At 65.0% G+C, this 23,338-nt stretch carries 22 protein-coding genes and 1 riboswitch; of the genes, 15 read left to right on the forward strand and 7 right to left on the reverse strand.

The genetic code is table 11. From position 1 onward, the window contains the following. Positions 1 to 44: 44 nt before the first annotated feature. Entirely contained in the window at positions 45 to 1,082 is a 1,038-nt protein-coding gene (locus AB4Z44_RS07920; protein ID WP_404713505.1) for an acyl-CoA desaturase, read from the forward strand. A 193-nt stretch (positions 1,083 to 1,275) separates the two neighbouring features. Here AB4Z44_RS07920 and AB4Z44_RS07925 read toward each other — a convergent pair whose 3' ends face one another. Then, positions 1,276 to 1,713, reverse strand: coding sequence for a host attachment protein (locus AB4Z44_RS07925; RefSeq protein WP_404713506.1), 438 nt, complete (start codon positions 1,711 to 1,713; stop codon positions 1,276 to 1,278). 275 nt (positions 1,714 to 1,988) lie between these two features. Between AB4Z44_RS07925 and AB4Z44_RS07930 the strand changes: the two genes are divergently transcribed. From AB4Z44_RS07930 to AB4Z44_RS07950, 5 genes are all read left to right on the forward strand, one after another. Continuing rightward, complete coding sequence (locus AB4Z44_RS07930; RefSeq protein ID WP_404713507.1) at positions 1,989 to 2,642, forward strand: BON domain-containing protein; 654 nt, start codon at positions 1,989 to 1,991, stop codon at positions 2,640 to 2,642. Between the two features lie 60 nt (positions 2,643 to 2,702). Continuing rightward, on the forward strand, positions 2,703 to 3,272 hold the full coding sequence (locus AB4Z44_RS07935) for a nitroreductase family protein (RefSeq protein WP_404713508.1): 570 nt from the start codon (positions 2,703 to 2,705) through the stop codon (positions 3,270 to 3,272). A 417-nt stretch (positions 3,273 to 3,689) separates the two neighbouring features. Continuing rightward, positions 3,690 to 4,988: a glycosyltransferase family 4 protein gene (locus tag AB4Z44_RS07940; protein ID WP_404713509.1), complete on the forward strand. Its 1,299-nt coding sequence runs from the start codon at positions 3,690 to 3,692 to the stop codon at positions 4,986 to 4,988. A 46-nt stretch (positions 4,989 to 5,034) separates the two neighbouring features. Continuing rightward, entirely contained in the window at positions 5,035 to 5,517 is a 483-nt protein-coding gene (locus AB4Z44_RS07945; protein WP_404713510.1) for an Hsp20/alpha crystallin family protein, read from the forward strand. 166 nt (positions 5,518 to 5,683) lie between these two features. Beyond that, positions 5,684 to 6,364, forward strand: coding sequence for a substrate-binding domain-containing protein (locus AB4Z44_RS07950; RefSeq protein ID WP_404713511.1), 681 nt, complete (start codon positions 5,684 to 5,686; stop codon positions 6,362 to 6,364). 11 nt (positions 6,365 to 6,375) lie between these two features. On the opposite strand, the gene AB4Z44_RS07955 is transcribed toward AB4Z44_RS07950, so the two are convergent. The 3 genes from AB4Z44_RS07955 to AB4Z44_RS07965 form a co-directional block, all read right to left on the reverse strand. After that, complete coding sequence (locus tag AB4Z44_RS07955) at positions 6,376 to 7,683, reverse strand: ATP-binding protein (RefSeq protein WP_404714382.1); 1,308 nt, start codon at positions 7,681 to 7,683, stop codon at positions 6,376 to 6,378. A gap of 160 nt (positions 7,684 to 7,843) precedes the next feature. Continuing rightward, the gene (locus AB4Z44_RS07960; protein WP_404713512.1) at positions 7,844 to 8,506 is read right to left on the reverse strand and encodes a response regulator transcription factor; all 663 of its coding nucleotides are present in this window, start codon (positions 8,504 to 8,506) and stop codon (positions 7,844 to 7,846) included. A gap of 84 nt (positions 8,507 to 8,590) precedes the next feature. Then, positions 8,591 to 8,887: a hypothetical protein gene (locus AB4Z44_RS07965; protein WP_404713513.1), complete on the reverse strand. Its 297-nt coding sequence runs from the start codon at positions 8,885 to 8,887 to the stop codon at positions 8,591 to 8,593. A 103-nt stretch (positions 8,888 to 8,990) separates the two neighbouring features. Between AB4Z44_RS07965 and AB4Z44_RS07970 the strand changes: the two genes are divergently transcribed. Next, positions 8,991 to 10,769, forward strand: coding sequence for an ABC-F family ATP-binding cassette domain-containing protein (locus tag AB4Z44_RS07970; protein ID WP_404713514.1), 1,779 nt, complete (start codon positions 8,991 to 8,993; stop codon positions 10,767 to 10,769). Positions 10,770 to 10,905: 136 nt separating this feature from the next. Here the strand turns inward: AB4Z44_RS07970 and AB4Z44_RS07975 are convergent, their stop codons facing one another. Together AB4Z44_RS07975 and AB4Z44_RS07980 are read right to left on the reverse strand one after the other, a co-directional pair. Beyond that, on the reverse strand, positions 10,906 to 12,021 hold the full coding sequence (locus AB4Z44_RS07975; RefSeq protein ID WP_404713515.1) for a dipeptidase: 1,116 nt from the start codon (positions 12,019 to 12,021) through the stop codon (positions 10,906 to 10,908). Beyond that, a complete protein-coding gene (locus AB4Z44_RS07980) occupies positions 12,018 to 13,304 on the reverse strand; it encodes an amidohydrolase family protein (protein WP_404713516.1) in 1,287 nt (428 codons plus the stop codon). The genes AB4Z44_RS07975 and AB4Z44_RS07980 overlap by 4 nt, the downstream gene beginning before the upstream one ends. Positions 13,305 to 13,441: 137 nt before the next feature. Here AB4Z44_RS07980 and AB4Z44_RS07985 point away from each other — a divergent pair, with 137 nt between their 5' ends. From AB4Z44_RS07985 to AB4Z44_RS08015, 7 genes are all read left to right on the forward strand, one after another. Next, on the forward strand, positions 13,442 to 15,427 hold the full coding sequence (locus AB4Z44_RS07985; RefSeq protein WP_404713517.1) for a dihydroxy-acid dehydratase: 1,986 nt from the start codon (positions 13,442 to 13,444) through the stop codon (positions 15,425 to 15,427). Beyond that, entirely contained in the window at positions 15,424 to 16,035 is a 612-nt protein-coding gene (gene eda, locus AB4Z44_RS07990) for a bifunctional 4-hydroxy-2-oxoglutarate aldolase/2-dehydro-3-deoxy-phosphogluconate aldolase (RefSeq protein WP_404713518.1), read from the forward strand. Before AB4Z44_RS07985 ends, eda begins: the two co-directional genes overlap by 4 nt. A 121-nt stretch (positions 16,036 to 16,156) precedes the next feature. Further along, positions 16,157 to 16,308: riboswitch (yybP-ykoY riboswitch) on the forward strand. A 26-nt stretch (positions 16,309 to 16,334) separates the two neighbouring features. After that, positions 16,335 to 17,399, forward strand: a complete 1,065-nt coding sequence (locus AB4Z44_RS07995) for a sodium:calcium antiporter (RefSeq protein WP_404713519.1) — start codon at positions 16,335 to 16,337, stop codon at positions 17,397 to 17,399. A 9-nt stretch (positions 17,400 to 17,408) separates the two neighbouring features. Continuing rightward, positions 17,409 to 18,653: a putative DNA modification/repair radical SAM protein gene (locus tag AB4Z44_RS08000; protein ID WP_404713520.1), complete on the forward strand. Its 1,245-nt coding sequence runs from the start codon at positions 17,409 to 17,411 to the stop codon at positions 18,651 to 18,653. A 120-nt stretch (positions 18,654 to 18,773) separates the two neighbouring features. Next, positions 18,774 to 18,914: a hypothetical protein gene (locus tag AB4Z44_RS08005; protein ID WP_404713521.1), complete on the forward strand. Its 141-nt coding sequence runs from the start codon at positions 18,774 to 18,776 to the stop codon at positions 18,912 to 18,914. Positions 18,915 to 19,032: 118 nt separating this feature from the next. Continuing rightward, the gene (locus tag AB4Z44_RS08010) at positions 19,033 to 20,205 is read left to right on the forward strand and encodes an aspartyl/asparaginyl beta-hydroxylase domain-containing protein (protein WP_404713522.1); all 1,173 of its coding nucleotides are present in this window, start codon (positions 19,033 to 19,035) and stop codon (positions 20,203 to 20,205) included. A 5-nt stretch (positions 20,206 to 20,210) separates the two neighbouring features. Continuing rightward, positions 20,211 to 21,608, forward strand: coding sequence for a UdgX family uracil-DNA binding protein (locus AB4Z44_RS08015; protein ID WP_404713523.1), 1,398 nt, complete (start codon positions 20,211 to 20,213; stop codon positions 21,606 to 21,608). Between the two features lie 165 nt (positions 21,609 to 21,773). Here AB4Z44_RS08015 and AB4Z44_RS08020 read toward each other — a convergent pair whose 3' ends face one another. After that, on the reverse strand, positions 21,774 to 22,601 hold the full coding sequence (locus AB4Z44_RS08020; protein ID WP_404713524.1) for an SDR family NAD(P)-dependent oxidoreductase: 828 nt from the start codon (positions 22,599 to 22,601) through the stop codon (positions 21,774 to 21,776). 231 nt (positions 22,602 to 22,832) lie between these two features. Here AB4Z44_RS08020 and infA point away from each other — a divergent pair, with 231 nt between their 5' ends. Continuing rightward, entirely contained in the window at positions 22,833 to 23,090 is a 258-nt protein-coding gene (gene infA, locus AB4Z44_RS08025) for a translation initiation factor IF-1 (protein ID WP_404713525.1), read from the forward strand. Positions 23,091 to 23,338: the final 248 nt, after the last annotated feature.

The raw sequence follows: 23,338 nt of genomic DNA on the forward strand, positions 1-23,338 counted from the left end.
AAATCAGCTGCCCGGGAGCTTCGCGCCGCATAAGCGATTATTCTATGACTGAAGACCCAAGTTCGGCCGTCGCTCCTCACGACATCATCTATCCCTCCACCATCCCGTTTCTACTGGTGCACCTCGGTTGTATCACGGCGATCTGGACCGGCGTGACATGGCCGGCGGTGGCGCTGTGTGTCGGGCTCTACTGGCTACGCATGTTCGCGGTCACGGCGGGATATCATCGCTATTTCTCGCACCGCGCATTTGCGACCGGCAGGATTTTCCAGTTCCTGCTCGCGTTCCTGGCGCAAAGCAGCGCGCAGCGCAGCGTTCTGTGGTGGGCGGCCAAGCACCGCCATCATCACCTCCATTCGGACACCGCTGAGGATGTTCATTCGCCGCGCCAGACCGGTTTTCTCCATAGCCATGTGGGATGGATCTTCGCGCGGCACCATGCCGGATTCGACCCCGCGAAGATTCCCGATTTCGCGCGTTATCCGGAGTTGCGCCTGCTCCACCGCTTCGAGCTTGCGCCGGCGGCACTTCTTGCCGGGCTGTGCTTCCTGATCGCGGGATGGCCGGGGCTGGTGGTCGGGTTCCTGTGGAGCACCGTGCTCGTCTATCACGGCACCTTCTGCATCAACTCGCTGGCGCATGTGCGCGGCAGCCGACGCTATGTGACGGGCGACGATTCACGCAACAATCTCGCACTGGCGCTCGTCACGATGGGCGAGGGCTGGCACAACAATCACCATGCCTATCCGAGCAGCGCGCGCCAAGGCTTCCGCTGGTGGGAGATCGACGCGACCTATTACGCGCTGAAGCTGCTCGCAGTGCTCGGCATCGTCCGCGCCTTGAAGGCGCCGCCCGAGCGCGTGCTTCGGGGCGAGCAGCGGCTCGGCGCCCGCATCGTCGACCGAACCGCCCGACAGTTGGCGGCATGCTTCGACGCTCTGCCGCATGTGCCGACACGCGCGAGCCTGATGGAGCAGGCAAAGGCAATGTTCGCGAAGACACCCTCAATCGAGGATATCGTCGATCGCGCGCACGAGCTGCTTCGGCTGAAGTCGGACAAGGGCCCCGTGGCGGCCTTCTAATCGGGAACGGCCCGCCCTTCCCATCCGGCCTGGAAGCCGATGGGGTGCCGTCTTGGGAGCCATTCCTGCTCGCCGCCGGGAATAGTCGAACCTCCCGCACAATCCGAGCGCTCGTTCGGACAGCACCGTCCACGTCGCAAATTGCGCGCGCACGTCGCGCGCCGGCGGTTGCAGCGCCCCAGCCGAAAATCCGTCAGCGATACTCGTTCAGATGGTCGGCCAGATCCTTGGGCGCTAGCGCTGCCAGATCCTTGACGACCTCCCGGATCGCAGGTCGCTTCTGGTGACGCTCGATCTGCCTGCGGAGCAGACCCATCACGCGCGGCGGCGCGATGAGGACGAGCTCCCCCGCCTCGCCGGCAGCCGCCAGCGCCTGATCGAGTGCCGCTTCGCAAAAGGCGTCTTCGCGCAACTGATGCGTATCCGTCCCCTCATAGGCGCTTCGGCTCGTTCCATAGCTCTGAAACGATCGTCCCGGTTGGGCCTCGCTGAGGACGTGGGTCCGCGGATTATCGAGATGTCGCTCGGCGATCGTCTCCAGATCGATCGCGCTGTCGCGACCGCGGTTGCGCAGCAGGTGCATGCGGCCGCCGTCAACCGCCAGAACATGGGCGCCGTGGGGGACGAGCATCGTTTTCTCCTTCGCTAGCGTTCGATCGCATTCTGTGATCGAACGCTTCTGGCGCGGTTCGATGCGCGCCCCAATGCGGGAAATCCCCAATACGTCTGGCCAGTCAGAGCGTGCCACGCTTGGCGACGAGGGCGACATCTGCGGGTCACGCTGGCCCGGCTGCAGCGCGCCCCGGGCCAGCAGACTCCGTAACAATCCGCATAGGCTAGCCGGTACCCTCGGGAGGATCATCGCCTGTCCGCTTAGACCTTGGACCACCTTGGATGGAGAAAGCGATGAAAACCGACGACGAGCTACAGCGCGACGTTCTCGACGAACTGGCCTTCGAGCCGATGGTCGATCACGCGCATATCGGCGTGGCCGCCAATGACGGTGTGATCACGCTCACCGGCCACGTGCCCAACTATGCGCAGAAGATGGCCGCCGAGCGGGCGGCCGAGCGCGTGAGCGGGGTCAAGGCCATCGCCGAGGAAATCGAGGTGCGCTTCGAGAACGATCCCAAGACCACCGACCCGGAGATTGCCGGCCGGATCGTCCAGTTGTTCCGCTGGGACGTGATGGTCCCCGATGACAGGATCCAGGTCCGTGTCGAACAAGGCTGGGTGACGCTCCATGGCGAAGTCGAATGGAACTACCAGAAGGAGGCAGCGCAAGCGGCCGCTGGCCGCATCAGCGGCGTTCAGGGCGTCAGCAACCTGATCGCCGTCAAACAGACCGAACCGTCACCGATCGAAGTGCGTGATCGGATCAAGGCCGCCATCAAGCGCCAAAGCATGCACGACGCGGATACGATCGAGGTTTCGGTGAGGGGTCATACCGTCAGGCTGAGCGGCGCGGTGCGTGGCTGGAACGAGCGCAAGGTGGCCGAGCAGGCCGCCTGGGCGGTGCCGGGCGTGAGCGAAGTCGAGGACGAAATCGTCTTCGCCTGATCGAATTGTTGCCGGGCGGCCGTTCGCGCCGCCCGGCGCTCATTTACGAGGAGCATCTCGATGGAGCTGATCGAGGCCATCTACAGCCGTCGCGCGGTGCGTGCGTTCACGCCCGATCCGATCGACCGCACGCAACTCGGCGCGCTGATCGACGCAGCCATCCAGGCACCGACCGCGATGAACAGCCAGCTATGGTCGTTCTGCGTCGTGACCGACCAGGGGCTCCTCCAGCGGGCCTCCGATGCCGCCAAGGCGCACATGCTGCGCAGCTCGCCGGCAGGCCTGGTCTCGCATCATTTCGAGGAGGTGCTTGCCAATCCGGCATTCCACATCTTCTACCACGCGCCCGCGCTGATCCTGATCTCGGCGGTCGAGGAAGGCCCCTGGGGCCAGATCGACTGCGCGCTTGCGGCGGAGAATCTCATGCTCGCCGCGGCCGCCACAGGGCTCGGGAGTTGCTGGATCGGCTTTGCTCAGGGCTGGCTCGGGACGGCGGACGGCAAGGCGGCGCTCGGCCTGCCTGCCGCGTATATGCCGGTCGCTCCGATCATTGTAGGCCATCCCCTCGCGGTCCCACAGGCGGTGCCGCGCAAGGTACCTGAAATCCGCTGGCTCAACGACCCGTCGTAGGCTTCCCAATGCGCCAGACTGCGGGCGATCTTTGGAGCCGCCGAGCACAGCAAGCGATGCCGCGGTCGAGAGTCTCCCGCGGCAAGCTCCCCCTGCTCGCGGTGCTGTCGCAGCGGCACACGGAACCAGCCCAAAAGCGCCGATCGCGGGAGGGGTTCCTGCCGCGTCCGTCACCGACGTTCCCTCTTAGGCCGCGCTCCGTCGCGTACGCGCTGCACCGGGATGCTCCGCGCATCGCTGGCACATGCCGGCGGACCGGCAGTTCCAGCGCGACGATCATGCACCTGCGCCGGACGGTGTGCCGTAACATTACGGATGTCGGTCAAAAGCCCATCTTCCTACGACTCGCTTCGACACGACCAAATCAACAAGCTCGTTGGGAAATACACATGACGATCTCTTGTTCTGGCGCACGCCATGTTTGATCCCCGAGGCAGCCGCGCGCTTGTCGCCAAGTCCACGTTGCCGCCGGCAACGCGTGCCACCCCGGAAATCGCGTTGATCGGAAATTTCCTGCCCCGGCTCTGTGGCATCGCGACTTTCACGACGCATCTTCACGAGGCGCTGCGCAGCCTTCCGGATCGCCCGGCAGTCGATGTCTATGCTATGGTCGATCCCGGGCGGACATATGACTTCCCGGCTGCAGTCACGATGCCGATCGACCAGGAAGACCGCGGCAGCTACCGCCGTGCGGCCTGGCGGATCCAGGCCAGCGGCGCGCGCCTCGTCTGGGTCCAGCACGAATATGGCATCTTCGGCGGTCCCGCCGGCGAATATCTGTTCGATTTGCTCGATGCCGTGCCCCAGCCGGTCGTGGCGACACTCCACACGGTGCTCGAGGCGCCCAACGACGATCAGCGCCGCGTGCTCGACAAACTCGCGGCGCGCGCATCGCTGCTGATCGTCATGGCGGAGCGCGCCCGCACGCTGCTCCAGCGCGTCTATCGCGTACCGGCGAGCAAGATCGCGGTGATCGAACATGGTGTTCCCGATCGCGGCTACGTATCTCCTTCGGCGGCGCGGCAGTGCTTCGGCGCCGAAGATCGCAAGACGATCATGACCTTCGGGCTCCTGTCGCCCGACAAGGGCATCGAGAACATGATCCGGGCGATGCCGGCGATCCTCGCGCGCTGCCCGGAAGCGATCTACCGCATCGTGGGCGCCACGCATCCGCATCTCGTCGCGCACGAAGGCGAGCGACACCGCGAAAACCTCCAGGCGCTGGCACGAGAGCTGGGCGTCGATACGCACCTGCGCTGGGAGAACCGCTTCCTCGACGAGGACCAGCTGCTCGATCGCCTCGCCACTGCCGATGTCTATGTGACCCCTTACCGCAACCCGCAGCAGATCACGTCCGGTACGCTTTCCTATGCAGCGGCCCTCGGTAAGCCCATCGTCTCGACACCTTACATCCATGCAACGGAGCTCCTCGCGGACGCGCGCGGCGTGCTGGTCGATTTCGATGATCCGCGTGCGCTCGGCGACGCCGTGGGCGGCCTGTTGACCGATGACGCGACCCGTGAGCGATTGGCGGCGCGCGCCTTTGCGCACGGCCGTGCGCTGACGTGGCGTCGCATGGCCGAGCGGGCGCGGGCGCGTTTTGCCGCGATCGCCCTCGCCCCTGCGACGCAGAAAACGCCGCTTCGCACGCTGCCGATGGCGATCCACGGACGCGCCGGCACCAACCAGTCCGGACGCGCCAGAGCTTTTTCATGACCGCAGGACACCCCGCCCTGCCCTTAACGCAAGAAGGAGACCAGCGATGAACGACCTGACCCCCACGACGGCCACCGCCCGCACGGCAAAGCCCGGCGCCCCACTTGGCTGGTTGCGCACCGAAATCGATCGGCTGTTCGACGATTTCGGCAGCCCGGCGCGCAGCATCTTCAACTTCGGCGCGAGTGCGCTCGCGCCCGTTCCAGCGCTCGAGCTGACCGACCAAGGCAAGGAATATCGCCTGACCGTCGAACTCCCGGGTCTCAAGGAAGAGGATGTCGACGTCAGCATCGCCGATGGCGTGCTCGCCATTGCGGGCGAGAAGCGTGACGAGAGCGAGCGCAAGGATAAGGGGGTGCTCATCAGCGAGCGCAGCTACGGCGCGTTCCGCCGCCAGTTGACGGTGCCGGGCGATGTCGATCCGGCGGCGATCAAAGCGGCGTTCGACAAGGGCGTTCTGACCGTCACCTTGCCCAAGGATGCGCATGCGGCGGAGCGCAGCCGCAAGATTCCGATCGGCAAAGCCTGAGTCGGGCATGGCTCCTCCCGTATCGCACCGGACACCGGTGCGGGAGGAGCCGACCTGGCGTTGCATGCGCCATCCGATCGCGATCGCCTCGCACGATCATCATCCATGTGGCTGGTATTTCCGCCACAAACGCCGCTAGATCGACCCGACTCTTTGGGAATCGATCATGCGCAAATCCCTCACCGGCCTGTCCTCGATGGCGACGAGGCGTATCCTCGATGCCCTCACCCAGCGGTACGAGGCATCGTCCGGCACGAACGCTGCGATCAAGGCGATGGGCGGTGTCGATGCCGCCAAGCTGGTTCGTGCCGGCGAACCGGCCGACATCATCATCCTTGCGAGCGGCGTGATGGCGCAACTGGAGGCCGAGGGGCTGGTGGTCGCAGGCAGCGTCAAGGCCTTTGCCCGCTCAGGCATGGCGATCGCGGTGCAGGCGGGCGCGGAAAAGCCCGATATCGGTGGTGAAGATGCGGTTCGGCGGGCCGTCGCCACCGCGCGAAAGGTCGCTTACTCGACCGGCCCGAGCGGCGATCATCTGCTCAAGCTGTGCGAGCGCTGGGGCATACCGGCGGACCAACTCGTCAAGGCGCCGCCGGGGGTACCTGTGGGCTCTCTCGTTGCCGACGGCCAGGCCGAGCTCGGCTTTCAGCAGCTCAGCGAGCTGATCCACGTGGCCGGGATCGAGGTCATCGGCCCCCTGCCCGCCGAGATTCAGGCGGAGACGATATTCGCTGCCGGCATCTCGATCACATCGTCGCAGCAGGGCGACACCGCCGATCTGATCGCTTTCCTCACCTCACCCGAGACCGACGAGGTCAAGCGCGCCGAGGGTATGGCACCAGCCTGACACGCCGATTGCTACTTCGCCGCCGGCAGCCGCAACCGCACCAGCAGCCCACCCAGATCCTCGCTCTCCTCGAGCTCGACCGTACCGCCGTAAATCTCCGCCACATCGCGGACGATCGCGAGACCGAGACCCGTACCGGGCTTGCCGGTGTCGAGCCGCACGCCGCGCTCGAAGATCGCCTGACGCTGGGTCACGGGGATGCCGGCCCCGTCATCCTCGACCAGCACTTCGACCCAATTGGCCTCCGCCTCGACCGTCACGAACACGCGGCCTCCGCCATATTTGGCGGCATTCTCGATCAGATTGCCGAGCAGTTCGTCGAGATCCTGCCGCTCGACATGGACCCGCGCAGCCCGCGAGCCGGCCACGTCGATGGTAACGTCGGGATAGAGCCGCGCCACAGCGCGCTCGACGGAATTAAGGCTCGGCCACACCGCCGCAACGCTCTGCGCGGACGAGCGCCGGCCGACCGCGCGGGCCCGCGCCAGATGGTGATCGACCTGACGGCGCATCGTCGTCGCTTCACGGATGACGGTCTTGCCGAGGTCCGGGCTGTTGGCGGTCGCCTCGTTCATGATCACCGTCAGCGGGGTCTTGAGCGCATGGGCCAGGTTGCCGGCATGGGTGCGCGCCTCCTCGGCCTGCCGCTCATTGTGCGCCAGCAACTCGTTCAGTTCCTCCACCATCGGCGCGATCTCGATCGGCAGCCGCTCGTCGACCCGCGCCGCCCGCCCGGCGCGCACCGCCGCAATCTCGCGCCGCACCTTGCGCAGAGGCCACAACCCGAAGGCAGCCTGCAGGGTGGACATCACGATCAGCCCGAGCCCGAGAATCGCGAAGGATCGCACCAGCGTTCGTCGCAGGATCGCGATCTGCTCGTTCAGGCCGCCGCGATCCTGCGCCACCTGGAAGCGCCACACCACCGGCGATCCCGGCAGACGCGCATCGCGCTCCATTACGCGCAGCGGTTCATCGTGAAATTCATCGCTGTCATAGATGTGGAAGCTGGTGTCGCGGTGATTATCCTGCACCTCGAGCGCGCGATCCCACAGCGAGCGCGAACGGTAGGCGAGATGCCCCGGCCCCGACACCTGATAATAGAGCCCCGATCCCGGCTCGAGAAAGCGCTGATCGCCCAACGGGCGGATCGAGCGCACCTCGCCGACCGGATCGATCTCCGCCGACGAGATCATCGCGTTCAGCACATATTCGAGCTGGGCATCGAAATTGCGCGTGATCGCGACCTTGAGCACGCGATCGAGCGCGAAGCCGCCGCCGACCAGCAGCAGCGCGATCCACAATGCGGCGATGCCGATCATGCGCCGCGTAAGCGAACCCGTCGTGTTGCCGCGGCTGATCCGCGGCGGCTCGTCGCCCCCGCTCGATAACACCAGCGGGCGGCCGAGCATCAGGCGCCCGAGGTTGGCCGGCACCTCCAGCCAGCGCCGCCGCGCCGGCGGAAGGCCGGCGCTCGCCATATCAGGCCGGTTCCTCGAGACTGTAGCCGAGCCCGCGGATCGTCGTGATCACGTCGGCGCCCAATTTCTTCCGGATGCGCGTCACGAACACTTCGATCGTATTGGAATCGCGATCGAAATCCTGATCGTAGATATGCTCGATCAGTTCAGTCCGGCTCACCACCTTGCCCTTGTGGTGCATCAGGTAGGACAGCAATTTATATTCCTGCGCGGTCAGTTTGACCGGGTCGCCATCCTTGGTGACCTTGCCCGAGCGCGTATCGAGGCGGATGTCGCCCGACAGCAATTCGGACGAGCTATTGCCCGATGCGCGCCGGATCAGGGCGCGCAGCCGCGCGATCAACTCCTCGGTCTGGAACGGCTTGGCCAAATAGTCATCCGCGCCGGCATCGAGCCCGGCAACCTTGTCCGACCAGCTGTCGCGCGCGGTCAGCACGAGGACCGGCATGTCCTTGCCTTCCTTGCGCCAGCGATCGAGCACGGTCAGCCCATCGACCTCGGGCAAGCCCAGATCGAGCACGACCGCATCGTAATTTTCGGTCGAGCCCAGATAATGACCATCCTCGCCATCGGTGGCGAGATCGATCGCATAGCCCGCCCCCTCAAGCGTGGCGCGCAACTGGCGCCCGAGGTTGGGCTCATCTTCGACGATCAAAACGCGCATTCGACTCTTCTCCATCCTGCGTCGTTTCGTTTCGCACGAAACTCGCCCGCCCGCGTAACGAATATGTCGTCAGTTAGAGCCGTTTCAATTGCCTGAGCGGCCAATGATCGCTCCGGTCCGGCCATCGACGTCCAGCCAGAAGACCGATCCGCTACGCATGAACTTCAAACGATAGACGCCTGAACTGGCGTCGAATTCGGGACCGAGATAATCGCTTCCGGCCATTTTGGGCACGATCTTGGACTCGATCTGGTGAAGCGGCATGACCTGCCCGGATTTGCGCGCGGCGAACACCTCGTCCTGATCGCGCGGACGCCGCTGCGCCATCGCATCGGGTGCAACGATCAGGCCCGCGAGACACGCGGTTGCAAAAATCCTCATAAGCATGGCCTGTTGCATGGCATCGACCGTTTGAATAGCGAGTGAATGTCGCCGCGGGCCAGACTGTTCCGCCGTTCCCACATCATCAGATCGTAATTTCCCCATGGCCGCACCCGTACTTGCATATGAAGATCTGGGAATCATCCAGGGTAACGGCTGGCTGTTCCGCCATGTCGACCTGCATCTGGGCGAGCGCGACCGGCTGGCGCTGATCGGGCGCAACGGCGCGGGCAAGACCACCCTGCTCCGCCTGATCGCCGGCCAGATCGATTCGGACGAAGGCCGCCGCACGATCGTGCCCGGCACCAGAGTGATCCTGCTGGAGCAGGAACCGAATCTGGCCGGCCACGCCACCCTGCTCGATTGGGCGCTGGCGGGCGACGACGCCCCGGCCCGGCATGAAGTCGAGGCGATTGCCGACCAGCTCGGCATCGATCTCAACCGCGAGGCGGCCACCGCCAGCGGGGGCGAGCGGCGTCGCGCCGCGATCGCACGGGCACTGGCGCAGGATCCCGACGTTTTGCTTCTCGACGAGCCGACCAACCATCTCGATCTCGCCGCGATCGAGTGGCTGGAGAACTGGCTCGCACGTTTCACCGGGGCCTTCATCGTGATCAGCCATGATCGCACCTTCCTCACCCGACTGACGAAGAACACGATCTGGCTGGATCGCGGATCGCTGCGCCGCGCCGAAGTCGGCTTCGGCGGGTTCGAGGCGTGGACCGAGCAGGTCTATGCCGAAGAAGCGCGCAATGCCGCCCGGCTCGATGCGAAGCTCAAGCTGGAAGAGCATTGGTTGCTGCGCGGGGTCACCGCGCGCCGCAGCCGCAACGAAGGCCGCCTCGCCAAGCTGATCGAGATGCGCGCCGTGCGGGCGTCGATGCTCGGCCCGCAGGGGACCGCCAAGCTCGCCACCGCGAGCGACGATGCGAAGACCAAGATCGTGATCGATGCCGAGCATGTCACCAAACGCTATAGCGATCGCATCATTCTCAAGGACTTCACCTTCCGCGTCACACGCGGCGACCGGATCGGCATCGTCGGCGCCAATGGCGCCGGCAAGACCACCCTGCTGAAATTGCTGACCGGCGAGATCGAGCCCGACGAAGGCAGGATCAAGCGGGCCAAAACGTTGAACGGGATCGTGATCGATCAGCAGCGTAAGCTGATGTCGCCTGAAAAGCGGATCCGCGACATCCTGGCAGACGGGGGAGACTGGATCGAGGTGCTCGGCGTCAAGAAGCACATCGCCGGCTACCTCAAGGAGTTCCTGTTCGATCCCAACATGATCGACGCGCGGGTCGGCACGCTTTCGGGCGGCGAACGATCGCGGCTGCTACTCGCGCGCGAATTCGCGCGGCCATCCAACCTCCTCGTGCTCGACGAGCCGACCAACGACCTCGATCTCGAAACGCTCGATCTGCTGCAGGAGGTGATCGCCGATTATGACGGCACCGTCCTGATCGTCAGCCACGATCGCGACTTCCTCGACCGCACGGTCACGGTGACGCTCGGGCTCGACGGATCGGGCAAGGTCGATATCGTCCCGGGCGGTTATGCCGATTGGGTGAAGAAGCGCGCGCCGGCGGTGTCGACGGCTAGGTCCTCCGGTCCGAAGGCGGAGGCGGCGCTTCCGGCGAAAGCGCGCGCGAAGCTGACCTACAAGGATCAGCGCGATCTGGATCAGTTGCCGGCCGAGATCGAGAAGATCGAAGCTGCGATCGCCCGCGACGAAGCCGAACTGGCGAAGCCCGATCTCTACACGCGCGATCCGAAGCGGTTCGACGCGCTGATGATCGGGCTGGAGACGGCACGGCGCCGCAAGGAAGAGGCCGAGATGCGCTGGCTGGAACTGGCCGAGATGGCTGAAAATTTGGGCTGAGCGTGCCGCTTCAGCCTGAAGCAAACAGTCCGTTCGTGTCGAGCGAAGTCGAGACACGTTTTCGCAAGCGGCGGGTAACGTCCCTCGACTTCGCTCGGGACGAACGGATCATATTTCGCGCGAAATGCGCTGCGCGTCAGCCGCCCCAAATCTCCTCCGCAAAGCGCAGGAAATTCGCGCCCAGGATCTTCTCGATCCGCCGCGGGCTATAGCCCTTCGCCGCCAGCAAGCGCGCGAGCTTGCGGAACTGATCGGGCCCGCGCAGATCGACCGCGAACGGATAGGTATCCGGCCGTTCGCCCGCCGCACTGATCCCGGCCGCGCGGCGATCGGCGATCTCCTTCGCCAGCGCGCTTTCATATTTCCTGAGGTCGTCGATCTGGGTCACCGAACCATCGGTACCGATCCCGACATGATCCTCGCCGCACACATTCACCGCATGATCGATGTGCGCGACGACATCCTCGGCATGGGCATGGCCGGAGAGGTTGAGGAACGGCATGAAGTAGATGCCGACGTAACCGCCTTTCTCCGCGACCAGCCGCAATTCGGCGTCGGTCTTGTTGCGCGGCAGATCGGTGACCGCGCGGCAGCCGGTATGGTTGATCGAGATCGGGCGTGACGAGATTCGCGCCGCCTCCAGGCAGGTCCGCTCGCCCGAATGCGAGAGATCGACCATCACCTTGTTGGCATTGAGCCGCTCGACCACCTCGTGCCCGAAGGCGGTAAGCCCGCGATTCTCGGGCGCCATCGATCCGTCGCCCAGCTGGTTCGCCGGATTGTAGGTAAGCTGGAAGACGCGAACGCCCATATTCGCGAAGATATCGGCGCGGCTCGCATCCTGCCCCATCATCGCACCATTCTGGAAACCGTAGATGATGCCGATCCTGCGCTCGGCCCGGGCGCGACGGATGTCGGCCGCGGTCAGGACCTTGAGCAGATCGCGCGAGTGCCGGCGCAACAGAGCGTCATATTCGGCGACATCGCGTACGCTCTGCTCGAACGGGTCGCCCTTCCCCGAAACGTAGCCGAGCGTGCAATTGACGGCGGTCAGCCCGCTTGCATGCGCCTCGGCCAGCACGCGCGGGCTGAAGGGATCGGTCTGGTTGCCTGCGATATTGGGATCGCCGAGACCGCCCAGGCCATTGATCACGATCTTGCCTGCGATCGGATCGCGACCCGCGGCGATGGCCGGCGTGACGGCAGCGGCGGCCACGAGCCCGATGAACGCGCGGCGATCAGGCATGCTCATTCGTCTTTCACCTCGTCGGGCCGCACCGGCACATAATCGGCGCGTTTGTAGGTACGGCCGCGCTTTACCGTCAGCGCGATGCTTCGGATATTGGCGATATCGGCGCTCGGATCCCTGGTCAGCACGACGAAATTGGCGAGTTTGCCCGGCACGATGCTGCCCATGTCGCGTTCCTGTCCCGCCGCCCGTGCGCCGATCAGGGTCGCCGACCGGATCGCCTCGATCGGCGACATGCCGACATCGCGGACCAGCCAGAAAATCTCCTGATGAACCGACGGCCAGAGGGGATCGTCGCCGGGATAATCGGTGCCGGCCGAGATCGGCACGCCGGCATGCCAGGCCTGCGCCGCCAGGCGAGTCGTCGTCGTGCCGGTGCACCGCAATGGCTTGCGCTTCGGGTCGGCCTTGCGCGCTGCCTCGGCCTGCACGAACAGGCTGCCGGTCGCATCGACGATCGTACCGCGCTTGAGCATCGCGGCAAAGAGGCCGGCCATGACCGGATCGTTGGGCCGTTTCAACAGATCCTCGTTAACCGGCGTGTGGTCCTCATAGGACGCCAGCATCACCGGCTCGGCCTGATAAGCGAGGTAGCAAATGTGGCTGACGGCATCGACACCCGCCGCGATCACCTCGGCTGGCCGTGTCGGAAAGACCGACGAATGTGCCCAGACCAACAGGCGCTGACGATGCGCTTCGGCGGTGATCGCATCGATCAGGTGCGGCGGCAGATCGGCATAGATCTTGATCGCGGTCGCGCCGGTCCCGCGTGCGAGCGTGACGGCCTCGTGGATGTTGGTTTTATCGTCGATCGCCTGCAGCCAGGGCGCCGCGCCTGCCGCCCAGCCCTTGCCCGCCGCCGACACGCGCGGATCGGCGAAGAATGGCGGCCCCGCCATCAAGGCGGCAAAATAGATGTCAGGCGCGGCGATCTCCGCCTGCCGCGATGCGCGCGCGAGTTCGGCGACGGCGCGGTCATCGTCCGCCATGTCGCGCACAGCGGTCACGCCACCATAGAGATTGCGGCGGAGGATTGCCTCGGCCTGCCTCCGATTGGGCGGGGTGGCGAGGTGGACATGGCTGTCGATCAGTCCCGGTATGATCGTCTGCCCGGAAAGATCGATCACGGTGGCGTCCGCCGGAACCGTGAAACCGACGTCAGGCGCGACTGAAACGATACGCTCGCCCTCGACCACGATGTCAATTCCGGCGCGTGCCGGGGCCCCGGTACCGTCGATCAGTCGCGCATTGCGGTAGACGGTTACGGGCGCGGCCAAGGCCCCCACCCCTGTTGCAACGCAAAAAATTAATGCAATGGCTTTGCGTAACGATATCATGCGGTTCGGCATCTCCGATCGGGCTGCCGACCGCAACATGCAAATCATGCGGTTGAAAAATGCCCCCAGAGGGAGATCAGGAAACCATGAAACTCGATCCCCGCATTGCAGCAGTCACAGAGCGCGTCATCGCGCGCTCGGCCCGGTCGCGCGCCGCTTACCTTGCCTTGATCGATCGCGAGCGCGAGCACGGCGTCGATCGCGAGCGGCTGTCCTGCGGGAATTTCGCGCATGGCTTCGCCGCTGCGGGCGAGGACAAGAAGGCGATCATCGCCGCGCGGGCGATGAATATCGGCATCGTCACGTCCTACAACGACATGCTGTCGGCGCATCAACCCTATGGCCGCTACCCCGATCAGATGAAGATCTTCGCGCGTGAAGTCGGCGCGACCGCGCAGATCGCAGGCGGGGTGCCCGCGATGTGCGATGGGGTGACGCAGGGCCAGCCGGGCATGGAACTGTCGCTGTTCAGCCGCGACACGATCGCCCTGTCGACCGCGATCGGCCTGTCGCACGGCATGTTCGAAGGCGCGGCCTTGCTCGGTATCTGCGACAAGATCGTGCCCGGCCTGCTGATCGGCGCGCTGCGCTTCGGCCATCTGCCGGCCATCCTGATCCCGGCGGGGCCGATGCCATCAGGCCTGTCCAACCGGGAGAAGGCACGCATCCGCCAGCTTTATGCCGAGGGCAAGGTCGGCGAGGCCGAACTGCTGGAATGCGAATCCCAATCCTATCATTCGGCTGGCACCTGCACCTTCTACGGCACCGCCAACTCCAATCAGATGATGATGGAGATAATGGGGCTGCACGTTCCCGGCGCCGCCTTCGTCAATCCGGGCACGCCGCTGCGGCAGGCGCTGACCCGCGCGGCGGTGCATCGGCTGGCGGAGATCGGCTGGGCAGGGAACGATTATCGTCCGCTCGGGCGCTGCATCGACGAGAGGGCGATCGTCAATGCGGCGGTCGGCCTGCTTGCGACCGGCGGCTCGACCAACCACGCGATCCATATCCCCGCGATCGCGCGCGCGGCGGGGATCATCTTCGATTGGGCGGATCTCGACGCGCTCTCGGCGGCGGTGCCGTTGATCGCGCGGGTCTATCCGAACGGATCCGAGGATGTGAACGCCTTCCATCGCGCGGGCGGGATGGCGTTCGTGATCGGGGCCCTCTTGGAAGCGGGGCTGGCGCATGGCGACATTCTCACCGTCTGGGGTGAAGGGATGGCAGCCTATGCGAAGGAACCGACCTTAACTCCCCTCCCGCTTGCGGGAGGGGTCGGGGGAGGCGCCGGCGTCGAGACGCCCCCGTCCGAGGATGCGGCCCCCTCCCCTAACCCCTCCCGCAAGCGGGAGGGGGACCTGGCATGGGCTCCCGTCCCCGAAGCCCGCAACCCGGACATCCTCCGCCCCGCCTCGGCGCCATTCCAGCCCGACGGCGGGATGCGCCTCGTCCAGGGCAATCTCGGTCGCGCGACCTTCAAGACCTCCGCCGTCGTCCCCGATCGCTGGACGATCGAAGCGCCCGCGCGGATCTTCTTCGATCAGGACGACGTCATCCGCGCCTACAAAGCGGGCGAACTCGATCGCGACGTGATCGTCGTCGTCCGCTTCCAGGGCCCGCGCGCCAACGGCATGCCCGAACTCCACAAGCTCACCCCACCGCTGGGCGTGCTGCAGGACAAGGGGTTCAGGGTCGCCTTGGTCACGGATGGGCGCATGTCCGGCGCGAGCGGCAAAGTGCCGGCGGCGATCCACCTCTCGCCCGAGGCGCTCGGCGGCGGGCCGATCGGCAGGCTGCGCGATGGCGATCTCGTCCGCCTCTCGGCCGATACCGGCACGCTTGATGCCTTGGTCGACCCGGCCGAATGGGCCGCGCGCGAACTGGCCGCCCCGCCCAGACCGCATGCCGGCACCGGCCGCGAATTGTTCGCCTTCATGCGCGCGGGTGCCAGTCCGGCCGAACAGGGCGGGTCTGCCTTGCTCGCCGCCATGTGCGAAGATCTTGGCGAAAGCCTGCTCGGCGACGAAGAGCATGAAGCCCGCAATATCGAGAATCAGGATATCGACGCATGACGATTGAAGAGGTGATGGCGCTCGCCCCGGTGATTCCGGTGCTGGTGATCGACGATGTCGCGCATGCGCGCCCGATTGCCGAAGCCTTGGTTGCCGGCGGGCTGCGTGCACTCGAAGTGACCCTGCGCACGCAGGCCGCGCTGGCTGTGATCGAGGAAATGGCGAAGGTCCCGGGTGCCGTGGTCGGCGCGGGTACGGTGATCAACGCGACCCAGCTTCACCAATCGGTGGCGGCGGGCGCACAATTCATCGTCAGTCCCGGACTCACCACGCCGGTGGCCCAGGCCGTGATCGACAGCAACATCCCCTATCTGCCCGGCATCGCCAATGCCGGCGATATCATGCGCGGGCTCGATCTGGGCCTCGACCGCTTCAAGTTCTTTCCCGCCGAGGCGGCCGGCGGGATCAAGGCGCTGAAGGCGCTGGCCGCGCCCTTCTTCCAGTGCAAATTCTGCCCGACGGGCGGGATCACCGAAGCAACCGCGCCCGATTGGCTCACGCTGGATGCGGTGTTGTGCGTGGGCGGAAGCTGGGTGATCCCGGCAGGGCCACTGGATACCGATGCGATTTACGAGCGGGCGAAGGCGGCTGCTGCGCTCGGCCGCTAGCCGTCACCCCAGCGCAGGCTGGGGTCTCGGGAGGCAAAGGCGCTCCCTGATCTCCTGAGATCCCAGCCTTCGCTGGGATGACGTCGAGTAGTTGACCTCCGTCCCCGCCCCTGCCAAAGGACCCGCCTTCCTTGGGGAGTAGCCGCCCGCACCTGACAGCGGGGCATCCGTCAACATACTCGGCTCCGGCCGTGGCGGATGCAGCGATGATGCTTGGCGAGACCATGGATTGGCGGCGTACCCGGGCTGGGCGCGTTTTCGCCAATTCATGCTATGTTGCCCGGCCCCGGGGAATTCCAATGCCGCATCTCTGGCTCACGATCGTGCTTCTGCTCGGTTCGGCAATCGTCATCTATCTGTCGTGCGAATTGTTCGTGAACGGCGTCGAATGGGTCGGCGAGAAAATGGCGGTCGGCCAGAAAGCGACCGGATCGATCCTCGCCGCCTTCGGAACCGCACTGCCGGAAAGCGTCGTCACTCTGGTGGCGGTTGCGGGCGGAAGCGCCGCCGGCAAGGAATTGGGCGTCGGCGCGGCGCTCGGGGGACCGCTTGCGCTATCGACCATCGCTTATGCGACCGTCGGCGTGACATTGCTGCTTTGTCGCAAACATCTGCCGAAAACCGCCGAGATCAGGACCGAATTCCGTGGCCTGGCGCGCGATCAGGGCTGGTTCCTGCTGATCTTCGCGGCCAAGATCGGGCTCGGTCTGATCGCCTTTGCCTGGAAGCCATGGCTCGGCATCCTCTTCCTCGCCGCCTATGCGCTCTACATCCGCCAGGAAATGAGCGGCCATGGCGACGACGAGGAAGGCGAGCGCGAGCCCCTCACCTTCCAGCGCCACGCCACGATCCCGTCTACCGCGCTAGCGCTCCTTCAGACCGGGCTGGCACTGCTGGTGATCTTCATCGCCTCGCGCACGTTCGTCGCACAGCTCGAAACATTGGGGCCGCTCGTCGGCCTGCCCCCGCAACTGCTGGCGCTGCTGCTCAGTCCGATCGCGACCGAACTTCCCGAGACGATGAACGCGATCATCTGGGTGCGGCAGGGCAAGCACCGGCTGGCGCTCGCCAATATTTCAGGCGCGATGATGATCCAGGCGACGGTGCCGACGGCATTTGGCCTGTTCTGGACGCCGTGGCTGCTCGACAAGCCCTTGCTGGTGGCGGCGGGGATCACCGCGATCGCGGTGGCGATCATGTTCCTGTGCTTCCGCGCCGGCAAGATTTCCCGCAAGCTGCTGGCGGCGATGGCCTTGCTCTATCTGGTCTTCGCAGCCTTGCTCGTCACGTTTCATCTTGCCGATCGGGCGGCTGGCGTCCCGTCGGGCGTGACCGCCCTTGCATCCGCGCTCGCGCGAACATAAAAGGAACAAATGGCGCAACTGGATGTCCGACAGAAACTGGAAATCCTTGCGGATGCAGCGAAATATGACGCGTCATGCGCCTCATCCGGCACGATCAAGCGCAGCTCGAAGGATGGCAAGGGGATCGGCTCGACCGATGCAGGCATGGGGATTTGCCATGCCTATGCGCCCGACGGCCGCTGCATCTCGCTGCTCAAGATCCTGCTGACCAACAGTTGCATCTTCGACTGCCATTATTGCATCAACCGGAAAAGCTCGAACGTTCGCCGTGCGCGCTTCACCGCGCAGGAGGTGGTCGATCTCACGCTCGCGTTCTACCGTCGCAATTATATCGAGGGGCTGTTCCTTTCCTCCGGCATCATCCGCTCGTCCGATTACACGATGGAGCAGATCGTCGAGGTCGCTCGGTCGCTGCGCGACGACCATGATTTCCGCGGCTATATCCACCTCAAGACGATCCCGGACGCCGATCCCGAGCTGATCCACCGTGCGGGCCTCTACGCCGATCGACTGTCGATCAACGTCGAACTGCCGACCGCGAGCGGGCTCAAGCGGCTCGCGCCCGAGAAATCCGGCGAGCGGATCGAGGGCGCGATGGGAGGTCTCAAAACGGCGATCGAGGACACGCACGATGCGCGCCGCCGCTATCGATCGGCCCCCAAATTCGCGCCGGCGGGCCAATCGACCCAGATGATCGTCGGAGCCGACAGCGCCAACGATAGCCAGATCATCGCCAGCGCGAGCAGCCTCTACGATCGCTTTGGGTTACGTCGCGTTTATTATTCGGCGTTCAGCCCGATCCCCGACGCCAGCGCCATCCTTCCTTTGAAACGTCCGCCGCTGATACGCGAACATCGGCTTTACCAATCCGACTGGATGGTGCGCTTCTACGGGTTCAGTGCGCGCGAGGTGGGCGAGGCGACCGGGGCCGATGGCATGTTGCCGCTCGATATCGACCCCAAGCTCGCCTGGGCGCTCAAACATCGCCATCTGTTTCCGCTCGACGTCAACCGCGCTTCGCGCGAGATGCTGCTACGGGTCCCCGGGCTCGGGACCAAGGCGATCGGCGCGATCCTCGCCGCCCGCCGCCTCCATCCGCTGAAGCTCGCCGACATCGGCCGATTGACTGTGTCGATCGCAAAGCTGCGTCCATTTCTGATTACCGCCGATTGGCGGCCCACCGTGATGGCGGATCAGATAGATCCGCTGCCCGTAACGAAAATGACGACCCAGCTCGACCTGTTCGCATGCTGATCGGAATAGGCGCCAGAATGGCGTGCAGCGATTGCACCAGCCACTGTCGATATTTGCACTGGTTAAATCTCCGTTTATCTATATTGCACTGCAGCACGGCCATAGTGTGAAGGTGGGACGATGTCCGTTGTTGTAATGGTGCTTATTGTTGCGGTGTATGGCGGTTCGGCGCTGATTGCGGGCGGGGCCGGGATCGCCTGGCTCACGTCGCGCAGCTTTCGCAAAAGCATGATTGGCGATCAGCGCGAGCACACTTTCTAGACGCGCGTTGCGTCAGTGCCGTGCACGGCCCACGTATTTTCTTATGATTGCATAGTGTCCGCGGTCGGCTAAGCTTCGCTGATTGCTTCGAGGGGGCGCGGGCAATCATGATTTTCAAATGCCGCTGACGCGGGCCGAGGCCGATGTTTTCGTGCGCATGGGCGTTGCTGCAATGCAGCGGCGGGCGCCGGCCGAAGCATTGCGTATCTTCGACGATCTCGCCGCACGGGATCCCGATGGCGAACCGCCATGGCTTCTGATCGCGCAAGCCCACCGGATGATGGGCGATTGGACAGCCGAGAGCATTGCGCTCGACCGCCTTCTCGCGATCGAACCCCGCAACATCCGTGGCCTGCTGATGAAGGGAGATTGCCGGGCCGCCGCGCACGACGATCGCGGCGCCACCAGTTTCTATCAGCTCGCTCTGGCCGCCGCGGCGGCGCGTCCCGACATGCCCCCGACGCTCGTGCCCGATCTCGATCGCGCCGAAGCCTGGCTTACCGCTCAACGGACTCGATACGAAGAGCATCTGCGCGCCACACTCGATGCGCAGGGTGTCCGGCCAGATGCGATCGGTGGCCGCTTCCGCCAATCGATCGAGATCCTCACCGGCCGGGCGCAGCCTTTCTATCAGCAGCCCAGCGCGTTTTTCTACCCGGGCCTCCCCCAGATACAATTTTACGAGCGGAGCGACTTCCCGTGGCTGCCGGCGCTGGAAGCGGAAACGCCGTCGCTGCGGGCGGAGTTGGAGGCGATCCTCGCGTCGGGTAGCGACGGCTTCGCGCCCTATATCGAGCAGCAACCCGACCGCCCGCGATCGACCAACCCGCTCTACGGCGATCCCAGCTGGAGCGCGCTCTACCTGTGGCGGAGCGGCGTGGAAATCCCGGCCAATGCCAGCCGCGCGCCGCGCGCGATGCAGGCCCTCGCCGCGGTGCCGATGCCGCACATCGCGAGCCGCTCGCCGATGGCGCTCTATTCCTCGTTGCGGCCCGGCGCGCACATCGTGCCGCATAACGGCCTGCTCAACACCCGCCTGATCTGCCACCTGCCTTTGATCGCGCCGCCGGGCTGCAGCTTTCGCGTCGGCAACGAGACCCGCACCTGGCGCGAGGGCGAGACGATCATCTTCGACGATTCGATCGAGCATGAGGCACGGAACGATGGCACCTCGATCCGCATTGTCCTGCTGTTCGAAATCTGGCGGCCCGAATTGTCGGCCGAAGAGAGGCAGGCGCTGACCATGCTCTACGAAGCGATCAACCTCTACACCAGCCAGGACGCCGCCTGACCTTCATGCGCGTTGCGACGCTTGCGCGCGAGGACGATTTCGACGGCTGGCGCGGGCTCGCCCGCGCGCTGGCGCTCGACGAAACTCCGCCCGATCAGGTCGTCTGGCAGGTGGGCGACGAGATATCCGATCTGCTCGGCAGCGCGGCACCTGCCGCCGAACCCAAGAAAGATTACGCTTTCTCGGTTCCCCGCCCGTTCATCGATCTCGCCCGCAGCGTCGTCTACCACCGCGATCGCGCGCGCTTCGCGTTGCTCTACGCAATGCTGGTGCGCCTGCGCCGCCGGCCGGAGCTGATCCAGGATCAGACCGATCCGGCGTTGCGCCGGCTCGAAGGTATGGCGAAGGAGGTGCGCCGCGACATCCACAAGATGCGCGCCTTCCTCCGCTTCCGCGAGCTTGCCGAGCCCGACGGGGGCACGCGCTATGTCGCCTGGTTCGAGCCCGAACATCATATCGTCCGCGCCAATGCCGGCTTCTTCGTGGATCGCTTCGCATCGATGCGCTGGTCGATCCTCACCCCCGAGCTCTCGCTTCATTGGGACGGAGCGACCTTGCGCGAGGGCCCGGGCGCGAGCCGGGCCGATGCGCCTGAAGGCGATCCGGTGGAGGATGTCTGGAAGACCTACTACGCTTCGATCTTCAATCCGGCGCGGGTCAAGATCGGCGCGATGCTGAAGGAGATGCCGCGCAAATATTGGAAAAACATGCCCGAAACCGCGTTGGTACCGGAATTGATCGCGGGCGCGCAGGCGCGGGAGGCGAAGATGGTCGCAACCAGTCGAAACGATGTCGCCACCAATGCCGAGGCAGCATGGGCGGCCCTGCGCGAGGAGGCGAAGGGCTGCCGCCGTTGCCCATTGTTCAAGGATGCCACCCAGACGGTATTCGGTGAAGGCCCGCTCGACGGCGCAATCATGTTCGTCGGCGAACAACCCGGCGATCAGGAGGATCTCGCCGGCAAGCCGTTCGTCGGCCCGGCCGGGCAGCTCTTCGACGAGGCGCTGGAGAAAGCCGGCATCGATCGCGCGAGGGCTTACGTCACCAACGCGGTCAAGCATTTCAAATATGAACAGCGCGGGAAGCGGCGCATCCACAGCAAGCCCAATGCCGGCGAGATCCAGGCCTGCCGCTGGTGGTATGCACAGGAGCGCGAACTGATCCGCCCGACGATGACGGTCGCGCTGGGGGCAACGGCAGCGCGGCAGATGCTGGGCAAGGCGGTGACGATTGCAGGCACCCGCGGCCAGCCGCACCGGCTGGAAGATGGCGGAGAAGGCTGGGTGACGGTGCATCCGAGCTTTTTGCTGCGCCTGCCCGATCGCGAGGCGGCAGCGGTGGAATATGAAAGGTTCGTGGAGGATCTGAAGCGAGTGAAGGAACGGATCGAGGAGATGTCATAACGCCCTCTCCCCTTGTTCGAGAGGGTCGGGGTGAGGGGTTGGATTGATCGTGGCTCGATGCCGCGATCAATCCATGCGGCGGCGAAAAGCCGCCGCGCCGGGCATCGAGCCCGGCACAGCGGCACCCCCTCACCCTAACCCTCTCCCGCAAGGGAGAGGGAACTTTTACCCCTCCATCCAGCTCTTGAACTTCTCCGCCCAATCCGGATGCCAGCGGGACAGAGCCGGCCGGTTCTCGATGATATCCCCGGCCGCCCACGCGATCCTCTTCTCGTCCTGCGCGCGCGTCGTCTCGTTGTCGGGGCAGAGGATATAGAAATCTCCCTCCCGCAAACCGTGCAGCATGAAATCCACGACCTCTGCGGGCGCCCAGGCCGCCGGCGGCGGCTCGGCCAGGCGGCGGGCGGTCATGCCGGTATAGGTGAAGCCGGGGATGAGCAGGTGCGCGGTCACCCGGTCGCCGGTCTGCTGGCGCAAACTATGGGCGAGGCCCTCGGTCAGCGCCTTCACTGCCGATTTGCTGACGTTGTAGGCGGTATCGCCCGGCGGCTGGGTGATGCCTTGCTTGGAGCCGGTGTTGATCACCAGCCCCGGGCCATCGCCCGCGATCATCGGCGGCACGAAAGCCTGCACGCCGTTCAGCACCCCAAAGAGATTGACCCCGATCAGCCGCGCCCAGCCATCGGGATTGGACAAGGCATCGCCGCCCCCGCCGACACCGGCATTGTTCATCAGCACCGACACCGGCCCGAATTCCGCGCGAATCCGCTCCGCCAGCGCCTCCATCGCCGCGCGATCGGAAACGTCAGCTGTATAAGTCCACACATTGCCGCTGATCGATGCCGCCGCAGCATCCAGCGCATGTTGCTCCAGATCGACGAGGCAGACGCGCAATCCCATCGCTTCCAGCCGTGTTCCCGCGGCCAGCCCGATCCCGCTGGCGCCGCCGGTAATGACGGCGACATTGCCCTCGTTCAAAGCCGGGATGATCATGATTCCGCTCCTTCCATGTTTCTCGTCGCACCCATTGGGGACGGCGGTTCATTGACCTTTCGGGCCGTGCGCCCTATTTAGGGGAGGCTAACGTCGCCTGCGACGGAATTTGATGCTTCGTTTCAGGAAGCTCGATCCTTCCATTTCACGCTTCACAGCTCGCCGGTTTTTCCGGTCGAACCCCTGTGCTTCTGGAAAGGAAGTCCCGCATGCCGATTTGGATCGCCTGATATGGCGAAAGAAGAATTGATGACGTTCGAAGGAATGATCGAAGAGGTTTTGCCGGACGGGCGCTTTCGCGTCATGCTCGACAACAATCACACGGTCATCGCCTATACCGCCGGCCGCATGCGACGTTTCCGCATCCGTACCGTGCTGGGTGATCGCGTTCATGTCGAAATGACGCCGTACGACCTGGAAAAGGCCCGGCTGATCTTTCGCGAACCGACCCCGGGCGGCGGTGGCCCGCGGCGGAGTTTTCGGCGTTAGCGCCAATCCAACATCATATTGCGCCGGCTTCGATGCCCGCGCCCAAGGACTTTATGCATACCCAGAATATCACGAACGCGCAGCCAGCGCGTCGTCGTTTGTCGCTTTCGTTTCCTGCCGGCCAGCCCAAACAGCAACCGGTGACCACCCTTTCGCCGAACGAGCTTCGGCGGATCGTTGCGGAGATGGTCGGCTGAGTCTCAGCCCTGACGGCTCCGTAATTCCCCAAGTCGCGAGCGCCGTTGAAA

Origin of the sequence: Sphingomonas sp. MMS24-J13 (assembly GCF_044905095.1) — a bacterium.
Lineage (GTDB): Bacteria > Pseudomonadota > Alphaproteobacteria > Sphingomonadales > Sphingomonadaceae > Sphingomonas_I.